We start from the raw sequence: 12,661 nt of genomic DNA, 5'->3' as shown, positions 1-12,661 counted from the left end.
GGCGTGGTTGCCAAGATCATTGCGTAAGTATTGATTTCGTAGGGGTATAGCTCAATTGGCAGAGCGTCGGTCTCCAAAACCGAAGGTTGTAGGTTCGATTCCTACTGCCCCTGCCACTGAATAAGTGGTCAACCAAGCCCGCCTGATTACAAGGCGGGCTTCGGCGTCTTGAGTGATGCCTATTTTCATCTCTGAATTGTCGACATGGCTGCTACACAAGTTGAAACTGTTAGTTCTGGTGCGGACAAGCTCAAGCTGTTCGCCGTAGCTGCATTGGTTATCGCCGGTATCGCCGGCTTTTACCTGTTGGCCAAACAAGGTGCGATTGCCCAGTGGGCCGTACTGATTGTGGCTCTCATTGCGGCTGTCACCGTTTTTCTGGTGTCTGAACCAGGTAAGCAATTTGTTGGTTTTGCCAAGGACTCCTGGCGTGAAGTCAAGAAGGTTGTTTGGCCTTCGCGTAAAGAGACGCTGCAGATGACCGCCTACGTGTTCGCGTTTGTGGTCATCATGTCTTTGTTCTTGTGGATGACTGATAAAACGCTGGAATGGGTCTTGTATGACCTGGTTCTGGGCTGGAGGAAGTAATGTCGAACACGGACGAAACAACCAACACAGGCGCTGAGGCGCCTATGAGTGCTGCTAATCCCGATCTGCGCTGGTACATCGTGCATGCCTACTCGGGCATGGAGAAGGCCGTCGAGCGCAATATCCTGGAGCGCATTCACCGCTCGGACATGCAAAGCAAGTTCGGTCGCATCCTGGTGCCTACCGAGGAAGTGGTGGAAGTGCGGAATGGTCAGAAGAAGACCACCGAGCGCCGCCTGTTCCCCGGTTATGTGTTCGTCGAGATGGTCATGGACGACGACACCTGGCACTTGGTCAAGCACACCAGCAAGGTGACGGGTTTTGTGGGCGGTGCCAAGAACCGTCCGGCTCCCATCTCCGAAGCAGAAGTTCAGAAGATCGTTCTGCAGATGGAAGAAGGCTCGGACAAGCCTCGCCACAAGATCGAATTCACCGTGGGCGAATTCATCCGCGTCAAGGAAGGTCCGTTCACGGACTTCAACGGATCTGTCGAAGAAGTAAACTACGAAAAGAGTCGACTTCGCGTTTCTGTTATGATCTTTGGCCGTTCAACTCCGGTTGAGCTGGAATTTGCGCAGGTCGAAAAAACCTGATTCATTTTCATGCACTTACGGACTCGGTGCCTAAACAGAGTCTTAACCCCCGGGGAGCCCGCGCTATGCAGTGCGGGCGTTTTTACCCGTAAGGAGCTATAAATGGCAAAGAAAATTGTCGGCTTCATCAAGCTGCAAGTGCCAGCTGGTAAAGCCAATCCATCGCCACCCATTGGTCCAGCGCTGGGTCAACGTGGTCTCAACATCATGGAATTCTGCAAGGCGTTCAACGCCCAGACCCAAGGTGTCGAGCCAGGTCTGCCACTGCCTGTGGTGATCACCGCATTTGCGGACAAGAGCTTCACGTTCGTCATCAAGACCCCACCCGCAACGGTGCTGATCAAGAAGGCGATCAAGCTGGACAAGGGTTCTTCGAACCCTCTGGCCACGAAGGTCGGCAAGATCACCCGCGCTCAGCTGGAAGAGATCGCCAAGACCAAGCTGAAGGACATGAACGCTGCTGACGTTGACGCCGCTGTGCGCACGCTGGCTGGTTCCGCCCGTTCGATGGGCGTTACGGTGGAGGGCCTCTAAGATGGCAAAGTTGACCAAGAAGCAAAAGGCCCTGCAAGGCAAGGTGGACACCACCAAGCTGTACGCATTCGCTGATGCAGTTGCAATCGTCAAGGACGCAGCAACGGCCAAGTTCGACGAATCCATCGACGTGGCTATCCAGCTGGGCGTGGATGCGAAGAAGTCGGACCAAGTGGTTCGTGGCGCTGTCGTGCTGCCTAACGGCACCGGCAAGACCACCCGCGTGGCCGTGTTCGCACAAGGCGCCAAGGCTGAAGAAGCCAAGGCCGCTGGTGCCGATATCGTGGGTATGGACGAGCTGGCCGCGATGGTCAAGGCTGGTGACATGCCTTTCGACATCGTGATCGCTGCGCCTGATGCCATGCGTATCGTTGGTACCCTGGGTCAAATCCTGGGCCCACGTGGTCTGATGCCTAACCCCAAGGTGGGCACCGTGACTCCCGACGTCGCTACGGCTGTGAAGAACGCCAAGGCAGGTCAGGTGCAGTTCCGCGTTGACAAGGCTGGTATCGTTCACTCGACCATCGGCCGCCGCTCGTTCGAGAACGACAAGCTGCAAGGCAACCTGGCAGCCCTGATCGACGCTCTGAACAAGGCAAAGCCAGCTACCAGCAAGGGTCTGTACCTGCGCAAGGTGGCGGTGTCGTCGACGATGGGTATCGGCGTGCGCGTCGATGCACAGACCATCGCAGCGTAATTGCTAAAAAAATCGTCAGGCAGGTGCTTGCACCTGTCTGGTGTGGTGGGCTGGCAAGGGGTTTTGAAAAAAACGCCATGCCAGGCCATCCAAGACCGTTGGTGTGATTCGATCACTTAAATCTTTTTGCCAACGCAGATGGCGATCCCGCTGCAGATGGATGAATTTCCAAAACAGTTGGTCGCTGCAACAAGAGCGCGCAGGTGGAGTTCGCTCCTAATGCGCATTTGAAGGAGTAGACCTTGAGTCTGAATCGCAGTGAGAAAGAAGCGGTCATCAATGAAGTGACCAGCCTCGCCGCTAAAGCTCAAACGCTTGTGTTCGCGGAATACCGCGGCATCACGGTCGCTGACATGACGAAGCTGCGTGTGGAAGCACGCAAGCAAGGCGTGACGCTGAGTGTTCTGAAGAACACCCTGGCTCGTCGCGCTGTTGCTGGTAGCAGCTTTGAAGTGGTCGCTGACCAGATGACCGGCCCGCTGATCTACGGTTTCTCTGAAGATGCAATCGCCGCTGCCAAGGTAGTGGCCGATTTCGCGAAGACCAACGACAAGTTGGTGATTCGCGGTGGTGCATTCGAAGGAAAGGCGTTGGACGCTAACAGCGTTAAGCAACTGGCAAGCGTGCCTTCCAAGGAAGTGCTGCTGGCCCAATTGTGTGGCTTGCTCATGTCGCCAATCTCGCGTACGGCCGTTGTGCTGGGCGCACTGGCGGCCAAAAAGGGCGAAGGCGCGGAAGTCGCCGAAGTCGCTGCAGCTTAAGCGCGGCAAAACCAACCGATATATTTAGGAAATCAAAATGGCATTCGATAAAGACGCATTCTTGACCTCCCTGGACAGCATGACTGTTCTGGAACTGAACGACCTGGTCAAGGCAATTGAAGAGAAGTTTGGCGTGAGCGCTGCTGCTATGGCCGCTCCTGCTGCTGGTGGTGGCGGTGCCGCTGCTGCTGCTGAAGAAAAGACCGAGTTCAACCTGGTGCTGCTGGAAGCCGGCGCTAACAAGGTTGGCGTGATCAAGGCCGTGCGTGAAATCACCGGTCTGGGTCTGAAGGAAGCCAAGGACATGGTCGACGGCGCTCCTAAGGTTCTGAAGGAAGCTATGCCTAAGGCTGACGCTGAAGCCGCTGCTAAGAAGCTGGTGGACGCTGGTGCAAAGGCCGAACTCAAGTAATTGAGGGCTTTTTCAAGGCTGGAGTACCCGAAAAGGTGCTCCAGCCTTTGGCGCTTCTGGAATATCGTTCGCTAGAGCACACCAAAAACTGGCCGTTGATGGCTGATTTTTAGTGTTTTCTAACATCCGACACTAGAAAACCCCTTGGTTCGGGTGGTGTGCAATGCACCACCGTCTGCCATGGTTGGTAGTGGCCAACCCACCAAGCTGCAACCCCCTCGCGGGGGTGTCGTCGAAGACCCAGGACTCATGTCTTTGCCCGGAGATCTCATGGCCTATTCTTACACCGAACGCAAGCGAATCCGCAAAAGTTTCGGCAGCCGCGATAGCGTGCTCGAAGTGCCTTACCTGCTGCAAATGCAAAAAGATGCTTACACCGCATTTTTGCAAGCAGACTCGGCCCCCAAAAAGCGTACTGATGAAGGCTTGCAAGCTGCCTTCAACTCGGCTTTCCCCATCGTCTCGCACAACGGTTTTGTGGAGATGAAGTTTGTCGAGTACAACCTCGCCAGGCCCGCTTTCGACGTGCGCGAATGCCAGACCCGTGGTCTGACCTTCTCGTCCGCTGTGCGCGCCAAGGTGCAGTTGATTATCTATGACCGTGAATCCTCCACGCCCCAATCCAAGGTGGTCAAGGAAGTGAAGGAACAGGAAGTCTACATGGGCGAAGTGCCCCTGATGACGGACAAAGGTTCATTCATCGTCAACGGCACCGAGCGTGTGATCGTCTCGCAGCTGCACCGCTCGCCAGGCGTGTTCTTTGAACACGACAAGGGCAAGACGCACAGCTCGGGCAAGCTGCTGTTCTCGGCACGCATCATCCCTTACCGCGGCTCCTGGCTGGACTTCGAGTTCGACCCCAAGGACCTGCTGTTCTTCCGTGTGGACCGCCGCCGCAAGATGCCGGTGTCGATTCTGCTCAAGGCCATCGGCATGACGCCCGAGTCCATCCTGGCGACGTTCTACGAGAACGACAACTTCCGCCTGATGGACAGCGGCGCGCAAATGGAATTTGTGGCTGACCGCCTCAAGGGTGAAGTCGCGCGCTTTGACATCACCGACAAGTCGGGCAAGGTCGTCGTCGCCAAGGACAAGCGCATCACCGCGCGCCACACCCGCGAGATGGAGCAATCGGGCACCAAGTTCATCAGCGTGCCTGAAGACTTCCTGCTCGGCCGCGTCGCTGCCAAGAACATCGTTGACCCTGACACCGGTGAAATCATCGCCAAGGCCAACGAAGAGATGACCGAAGCGCTGCTCAAGAAGCTGCGCTCTGCCGGCATCCAGGATCTGGCTTGCATCTACACGAACGAGCTGAGCCACGGCGCCTACATCTCGCAGACCCTGCGCACCGATGAAACCGCTGACGAGTTCGCTGCACGCGTTGCCATCTACCGCATGATGCGCCCTGGTGAGCCTCCCACCGAGGACGCCGTGCAGGCGCTGTTCCAGCGTTTGTTCTACAACGAAGACACCTACGATCTGTCGCGTGTCGGCCGTATGAAGTTCAACGCCAAGATCGGCCGCGACACCGCGATCGGCCCCATGGTGCTGTCCAACGAAGACATCCTCGAAGTCGTGAAGATCCTGGTCGATCTGCGCAACGGCAAGGGTGAAGTCGATGACATCGACCACTTGGGTAACCGCCGCGTGCGTTGCGTGGGCGAGCTGGCCGAAAACCAGTACCGCACCGGTCTGGCACGTATCGAAAAGGCTGTGAAGGAGCGTCTGGGCCAGGCTGAGCAAGAGCCCCTGATGCCGCACGACCTGATCAACAGCAAGCCGATCTCGGCTGCGCTGAAGGAATTCTTCGGCGCCTCGCAGCTGTCGCAGTTCATGGACCAGACCAACCCGCTGGCTGAAATCACGCACAAGCGCCGTGTTTCCGCTCTGGGCCCAGGCGGTCTGACCCGCGAACGCGCAGGCTTCGAAGTGCGTGACGTGCACGTGACCCACTACGGCCGCGTCTGCCCGATCGAAACGCCTGAAGGTCCCAACATTGGTCTGATCAACTCGCTGGCTCTGTACGCGCGTCTGAACGAGTACGGTTTCATCGAAACCCCTTACCGTCGCGTGATCGATGGCAAGGTGACCGACCAGATGGACTACCTCTCGGCCATCGAAGAAGGCAAGTACGTGATCGCGCAGGCCAATGCCGAGCTCGACGCCGAAGGCCGTCTGACCGGTGACCTGGTCTCTGCCCGTGAAAACGGTGAATCGACCCTGCTGTCCGCCGAGCGCGTGCAGTACATGGACGTGTCGCCCGCACAGATCGTGTCGGTGGCTGCGTCGCTGATTCCGTTCCTGGAACACGATGACGCGAACCGCGCATTGATGGGTGCCAACATGTCGCGCCAGGCCGTGCCTGTGCTGCGCCCTGAAAAGCCCATGGTCGGTACCGGTATCGAGCGCGTTGCTGCTGTCGACTCGGGCACCGTCGTGACGGCTACCCGTGGCGGTATCGTCGATTACGTGGACGCGACCCGTATCGTGATCCGTGTGAACGACGAAGAAGCGGTGGCCGGTGAAGTGGGTGTGGACATCTACAACCTCATCAAGTACCAGCGTTCCAACCAGAACACCAACATCCACCAGCGTCCTGTGGTTCGCCGCGGCGACAAGCTGGCCAAGGGTGACGTGATTGCCGACGGTGCATCGACCGACCTGGGCGAAATCGCCATTGGTCAGAACATGCTGATCGCCTTCATGACCTGGAACGGCTACAACTTCGAAGACTCGATCCTGATCTCCGAACGCGTGGTCGCGGAAGACCGCTACACCTCGATCCACATCGAGGAACTGGTGGTGATGGCCCGTGACACCAAGCTGGGTGCCGAGGAAATCACGCGCGACATCCCGAACCTGTCCGAGCAGCAACTCAACCGTCTGGATGAGTCCGGCATCATCTACGTGGGTGCAGAAGTGCAGCCCGGCGATGTGCTGGTGGGCAAGGTCACGCCAAAGGGCGAGACCACGCTGACCCCAGAAGAGAAGCTGCTGCGCGCCATCTTCGGTGAGAAGGCGTCCGACGTGAAGGACACCTCGCTGCGCGTGGACCAGGGCTCGCAAGGTACCGTGATCGATGTGCAGGTCTTCACCCGTGAAGGCATCACGCGCGACAAGCGCGCTCAGCAGATCATCGACGACGAACTCAAGCGTTTCCGTCTGGACCTGAACGACCAGCTGCGTATTGTGGAAGCCGATGCGTTCGACCGTATCGCCAAGCTGCTCAACGGCCGCGTGGCCAATGGCGGCCCACAAAAGCTGGCCAAGGGCACCAAGATCGACAAGGCCTATCTGGACGGCGTGGAGAAGTTCCACTGGTTCGATATCCGCCCTGCCGAAGACGACGTCGCCGCCCAGCTGGAGTCCATCAAGAACTCCATCGAGCAGCAGCGCCACAACTTTGACCTGGCTTTCGAAGAAAAGCGCAAGAAGTTGACCCAAGGCGACGAGCTGCCCGCTGGCGTGCTCAAGATGGTCAAGGTCTACCTGGCCGTCAAGCGCCGTCTGCAGCCTGGCGACAAGATGGCCGGCCGTCACGGTAACAAGGGTGTGGTCTCCAAGATCGTCCCGGTGGAAGACATGCCTTTCATGGCTGATGGCACCACCGCCGACATCGTGCTGAACCCGCTGGGCGTGCCTTCGCGCATGAACATCGGTCAGGTGCTCGAAGTCCACCTGGGCTGGGCCGGCAAGGGCCTGGGCCAGCGTATCGGTGACATGCTGCAGGCCGAAGCCCGTGCCGCTGAAGTGCGCTCCTTCCTGGAAGAGGTGTACAACAGCCGCGGTCGCAAGGAAGACCTCAAGCAACTGTCCGATGACCAGATCATGTTCATGGCGGAGAACCTGAAGAACGGCGTGCCTTTCGCAACGCCGGTGTTCGACGGTGCTTCCGAGCAGGAAATCAAGGACATGCTCAAGCTGGCGTACCCGGATGACATCCAGGCACGCAAGGGTCTGACCGAGCCACGCACGCAGGCCTACCTGTATGACGGCCGCACCGGTGAGCGCTTCGAGCGTCCCACCACCATCGGCTACATGCACTACCTCAAGCTGCACCACTTGGTCGATGACAAGATGCACGCCCGCTCCACCGGTCCTTACTCGCTGGTGACGCAACAACCTCTGGGCGGTAAGGCCCAGTTCGGTGGTCAGCGTTTCGGTGAAATGGAAGTGTGGGCGCTGGAAGCTTATGGCGCCGCTTATGTGCTGCAGGAAATGCTGACCGTGAAGTCCGATGACGTGGTGGGCCGTACCAAGGTGTACGAATCCATCGTCAAGGGCGAACACGCTATCGAAGCCGGCATGCCGGAGTCGTTCAATGTGCTGGTCAAGGAAATCCGTTCCCTGGGCCTGGACATCGAACTGGAACGTTCTTAATTGAAGGGGGAAAGAGTCTATGAAATCGCTACTCGACCTGTTCAAACAATTCACGCCTGATGAGCATTTCGATGCCATCAAAATCGGCTTGGCTTCGCCCGAAAAGATCCGTTCGTGGTCTTTCGGCGAAGTGAAGAAGCCCGAGACCATCAACTACCGTACCTTCAAGCCCGAGCGCGATGGTCTGTTCTGCGCCAAGATCTTTGGCCCGATCAAGGACTACGAATGCCTGTGCGGCAAGTACAAGCGCTTGAAGCACCGCGGTGTGATCTGCGAGAAGTGCGGCGTTGAAGTCACGCAGACCAAGGTGCGCCGCGAACGCATGGGTCACATCGACCTGGCCGCGCCTTGCGCCCATATCTGGTTCCTCAAGTCCCTGCCTTCGCGCCTGGGCCTGGTGCTGGACATGACCCTGCGCGACATCGAACGCGTGCTGTACTTCGAAGCCTACGTGGTGACCGACCCCGGCATGACCCCGCTGAAGAAGTTCAGCATCATGTCGGAAGACGAGTACGACAAGAACGTCGAAGAGTACGGTGATGAATTCGTGGCCAAGATGGGCGCCGAAGGCATCAAGGACCTGCTCGAAGGCATCGAGATCGACTCGGAAATCGAGCGCCTGCGCAACGACCTGACCGGCTCCGAAGTCAAGGTCAAGAAGAACGCCAAGCGCCTCAAGCTCCTCGAAGCGTTCAAGAAGTCCGGCATCAAGCCCGGTTGGATGGTGATGGAAGTGCTGCCCGTGCTGCCTCCCGATCTGCGTCCTCTGGTGCCGCTGGACGGCGGCCGCTTTGCGACCTCCGACCTGAACGACCTGTACCGCCGCGTCATCAACCGTAACTCGCGTCTGCGCCGCCTGCTGGAGCTCAAGGCCCCAGAGATCATTGCCCGCAATGAAAAGCGCATGCTGCAAGAAGCGGTCGACTCGCTGCTGGACAACGGCCGCCGTGGCAAGGCCATGACCGGCGCGAACAAGCGTGCCCTCAAGTCGCTGGCCGACATGATCAAGGGTAAGAGCGGTCGTTTCCGTCAGAACTTGCTGGGTAAGCGCGTCGACTACTCCGGTCGTTCCGTGATTACCGTGGGCCCAACGCTCAAGCTGCACCAGTGCGGTCTGCCCAAGCTGATGGCGCTGGAGCTGTTCAAGCCTTTCATCTTCGCGCAGCTCGAAGCGCGTGGCATCGCCACGACCATCAAGGCCGCCAAGAAGGAAGTCGAAACCGGCACCCCCGTGGTGTGGGACATCCTGGAAGAGGTGATCCGCGAGCATCCGATCATGCTCAACCGTGCGCCTACGCTGCACCGTCTGGGTATCCAGGCGTTCGAGCCTATCCTGATCGAAGGCAAGGCCCTGCAACTGCACCCGCTGGTTTGCGCGGCATTCAACGCTGACTTCGACGGTGACCAGATGGCTGTTCACGTGCCGCTGTCGGTGGAAGCACAGATGGAAGCCCGCACCTTGATGCTGGCCTCCAACAACGTGCTGTTCCCCGCTTCGGGCGAACCCTCGATCGTTCCTTCTCAGGACGTGGTGCTGGGCTTGTACCAGGCCACCCGCGAGCGGATCAACGGCAAGGGCGAAGGCATGGTGTTCTCCGACATCGGCGAAGTGCAACGCGCACTGGATGCCGAGCAGGTCGAGCGCGCCACCAAGATCAGCGTGCGTCTCACCGAGTGGAACAAGAACAAGGCCTCGGGTGAGTTCGAGCCTACGACCAAGCTGGTGGAAACCACCGTGGGCCGCGCGCTGCTGTCCGAGATTCTGCCCAAGGGTATGCCTTTCTCTTCGATCAACAAGACGTTGAAGAAGAAGGAAATCTCCAAGCTGATCAACATCTCGTTCCGCAAGTGTGGCTTGAAGGAAACCGTGGTGTTCGCCGACAAGCTGCTGCAAAACGGCTTCCGCCTGGCAACCCGCTCCGGTATCTCGATCGCCATTGGCGACATGCTGGTGCCGCCGCAAAAGGCCGAGATCATTGCCCGCTCCGAATCCGAAGTGAAGGAAATCGAGCAGCAATACGTCTCCGGTCTGGTGACGGCTGGCGAGCGCTACAACAAGGTGGTGGACATCTGGGGCAAGGCCGGTGACGAAGTCTCCAAGGTCATGATGGCCCAGCTGGCCAAGGAAAAGGTCATTGACCGCCATGGCAACGAAGTCGATCAGGAATCGTTCAACGCGATTTACATGATGGCCGACTCCGGCGCCCGTGGCTCGGCCGCGCAGATCCGCCAGCTGGCAGGTATGCGTGGTCTGATGGCCAAGCCCGATGGCTCGATCATTGAGACGCCTATTACCGCGAACTTCCGCGAAGGCCTCAACGTGTTGCAGTACTTCATCTCCACCCACGGTGCCCGTAAGGGTCTGGCCGACACGGCGCTGAAGACGGCTAACTCCGGTTACCTGACGCGTCGTCTGGTGGACGTGACGCAGGACTTGGTGATCACCGAGCTCGACTGCGGCACGCACAACGGCACCCTGATGCGCGCTGTGGTCGAAGGTGGTGAAGTGATCGAATCGCTGCGCGACCGTATCCTCGGCCGTACCGCTGCGGACGAAGTGCTGCACCCTGAGACCCGCGCGGTGCTGGCCAAGGCCGGCGACCTGCTGGACGAAGACCTGATCGAAGATCTGGAAGCGGCTGGCGTGGACGAAGTGAAGGTGCGCACCGCACTGACCTGCGAAACCCGCTTTGGTCTGTGCGCCACCTGCTACGGCCGCGACCTGGGCCGTGGCGGCATGATCAACCTCGGCGAAGCCGTCGGTGTGATCGCTGCCCAGTCGATCGGTGAGCCTGGCACGCAGCTGACCATGCGTACGTTCCACATCGGTGGTGCGGCTTCGCGTGCGGCTGTGGCCTCAAGCGTGGAAGCCAAGTCCAACGGTATCGTGGGCTTCAATCCACAGATGCGCTATGTGACCAACAACAAGGGCGAACTGGTCGTGATTTCCCGCTCCGGCGAAATCGTGATCCAGGACGAGTACGGCCGCGAGCGCGAGCGTCACAAGATGCCTTACGGCGCTATCTTGTCGATCAAGCCTGATCAACAGATCAAGGCAGGTACCGTGCTGGCCAACTGGGATCCGCTGACCCGACCCATCATTACCGAATACGCCGGTCAGGTGAAGTTCGAGAATGTGGAAGAAGGTCTGACCGTGGCCAAGCAGGTCGACGAAGTGACCGGTCTGTCCACCCTGGTGGTGATCGATCCGAAGCACCGTGGCTCTGCCAAGGTGGTGCGTCCGCAGGTCAAGCTGGCTGATGCCAACGGCCAGGAAGTCAAGATTCCTGGTACCGACCACGCGGTGACGATCGGCTTCCAGGTCGGCGCTCTGCTGCAGGTGCGTGATGGCCAGGAAGTGGGCCCCGGCGAAGTGCTGGCCCGTATTCCTATGGAAGGCCAGAAGACCCGCGACATTACCGGTGGTCTGCCACGTGTGGCCGAACTGTTCGAAGCCCGTACGCCGAAGGACAAGGGTGCGCTGGCCGAGATGACCGGTACCGTGTCCTACGGTAAGGAAACCAAGGGCAAGGTGCGCCTGCAGATCACCGATCTGGAAGGCAAGGTCTGGGAAGAGCTGGTTCCAAAGGAACGCAACATCCTGGTGCACGAAGGCCAGGTGGTCAACAAGGGCGAGCTGATCGTCGACGGCCCAGCCGATCCGCAGGACATCCTGCGCCTGCTGGGTATCGAAGAGCTGTCGCGCTACATCGTGGACGAAGTGCAGGACGTGTACCGCTTGCAAGGCGTGAAGATCAACGACAAGCACATCGAGGTGATCGTTCGCCAGATGCTGCGCCGCGTGGTCATCGAAGCCCCAGGTGATACCTCCTACATCCAGGGTGAGCAGGTCGAGCGCTCCGAAGTGCTCAACACCAACGAAGCTGCACAGCGCGATGGCAAGATCCCAGCGGTCTACTCCAACGTGTTGCTGGGTATTACCAAGGCTTCGCTGTCGACCGACTCCTTCATCTCGGCCGCTTCCTTCCAGGAAACGACCCGCGTGCTGACCGAGGCTGCCATCATGGGCAAGCGCGACGAGCTGCGTGGCCTGAAGGAAAACGTCATCGTGGGCCGTCTGATCCCCGCGGGTACCGGTCTGGCCTACCACCAGGCACGCAAGGCCAAGGACGAGATGGACGAGGCCGAGCGCCGTGCCATTGCCGATGCAGAAGCGGCCGATCTGGCCGGTGTGTCGGAAGAAGCGGTGGCCGCTGCCGACAGCGCTGCAGACCCTGCTGCTGACTAAGCCGCCAATCCCTGACCGGTGCAAGCCGGTCAGGTTGGGATGAGCAAGACCCGTAATTTCGCGCCGCGGAATTACGGGTTTTTTAATGTCCCGCAGGATGGAGATGGCTCTGTGCCAAGCTTCCTTCCGGTTCCACCTTTGGAGCCGGGCAGGGCGCTTTGCACAGCGTCTTTACCAGGCAGGCTCTGCACGCGCAGAGGCCTCCTGGGGCATATCGATTAGTATTCCTTTTGATCCGCAGAGGCCCCCAGGCCTTTGCACTCCTTTGGCATGAACCTCCCTTCCCGTCCACGACAACCCTCCCGGGCCGCCACAGCGCCCACCACCAACCAGGGCCCCAGCCTGTCCGCCCAGCTGCTGGCGGTGGCGCGCGCCTTGCAGGACGTGCGCCAGGGCCAATCTGCCCGCGCCGTGTTGGGCGGGGTGGAGCCCGCGCTGCGCGCC

General features: G+C 59.2%; 8 protein-coding genes and 1 tRNA gene. All 9 read left to right on the top strand.

Annotation, left to right across the window (positions count from 1 at the left end; all coding sequences use genetic code 11):
- The first annotated feature begins 40 nt into the window (after window positions 1-40).
- The 9 genes from H928_RS0104200 (at window position 41) to rpoC (ending at window position 12,217) form a co-directional block, all read left to right on the top strand.
- Window positions 41-116: transfer RNA gene (locus H928_RS0104200), tRNA-Trp, on the top strand.
- A gap of 88 nt (window positions 117-204) precedes the next feature.
- Window positions 205-588, top strand: coding sequence for a preprotein translocase subunit SecE (gene secE, locus H928_RS0104195; protein ID WP_021025391.1), 384 nt, complete (start codon window positions 205-207; stop codon window positions 586-588).
- Window positions 588-1,181 carry a transcription termination/antitermination protein NusG gene (nusG, locus tag H928_RS0104190; protein ID WP_021025390.1) on the top strand — a complete coding sequence of 198 codons (594 nt, stop codon included), beginning with the start codon at window positions 588-590 and terminating at the stop codon, window positions 1,179-1,181. Before secE ends, nusG begins: the two co-directional genes overlap by 1 nt.
- Before the next feature lie 102 nt (window positions 1,182-1,283).
- Window positions 1,284-1,715 carry a 50S ribosomal protein L11 gene (gene rplK, locus H928_RS0104185; protein WP_021025389.1) on the top strand — a complete coding sequence of 144 codons (432 nt, stop codon included), beginning with the start codon at window positions 1,284-1,286 and terminating at the stop codon, window positions 1,713-1,715.
- A 1-nt stretch (window position 1,716) separates the two neighbouring features.
- On the top strand, window positions 1,717-2,412 hold the full coding sequence (gene rplA / locus H928_RS0104180; RefSeq protein WP_021025388.1) for a 50S ribosomal protein L1: 696 nt from the start codon (window positions 1,717-1,719) through the stop codon (window positions 2,410-2,412).
- Between the two features lie 242 nt (window positions 2,413-2,654).
- Window positions 2,655-3,173, top strand: coding sequence for a 50S ribosomal protein L10 (gene rplJ / locus H928_RS26080; protein ID WP_021025387.1), 519 nt, complete (start codon window positions 2,655-2,657; stop codon window positions 3,171-3,173).
- A 37-nt stretch (window positions 3,174-3,210) separates the two neighbouring features.
- Entirely contained in the window at window positions 3,211-3,585 is a 375-nt protein-coding gene (gene rplL, locus H928_RS0104165; RefSeq protein WP_021025386.1) for a 50S ribosomal protein L7/L12, read from the top strand.
- A gap of 270 nt (window positions 3,586-3,855) precedes the next feature.
- Complete coding sequence (rpoB, locus tag H928_RS0104160) at window positions 3,856-7,968, top strand: DNA-directed RNA polymerase subunit beta (protein ID WP_021025385.1); 4,113 nt, start codon at window positions 3,856-3,858, stop codon at window positions 7,966-7,968.
- A 19-nt stretch (window positions 7,969-7,987) separates the two neighbouring features.
- Window positions 7,988-12,217, top strand: a complete 4,230-nt coding sequence (rpoC, locus tag H928_RS0104155) for a DNA-directed RNA polymerase subunit beta' (protein ID WP_021025384.1) — start codon at window positions 7,988-7,990, stop codon at window positions 12,215-12,217.
- Window positions 12,218-12,661 lie beyond the last annotated feature (444 nt).

The sequence above is a fragment of the Comamonas sp. B-9 genome (assembly GCF_000410635.1).
Taxonomy (GTDB): Bacteria; Pseudomonadota; Gammaproteobacteria; order Burkholderiales; family Burkholderiaceae_C; genus Comamonas.
Note: the sequence above shows the minus strand (reverse complement) of the source record. Positions and strands in the feature narration are given on the sequence as shown.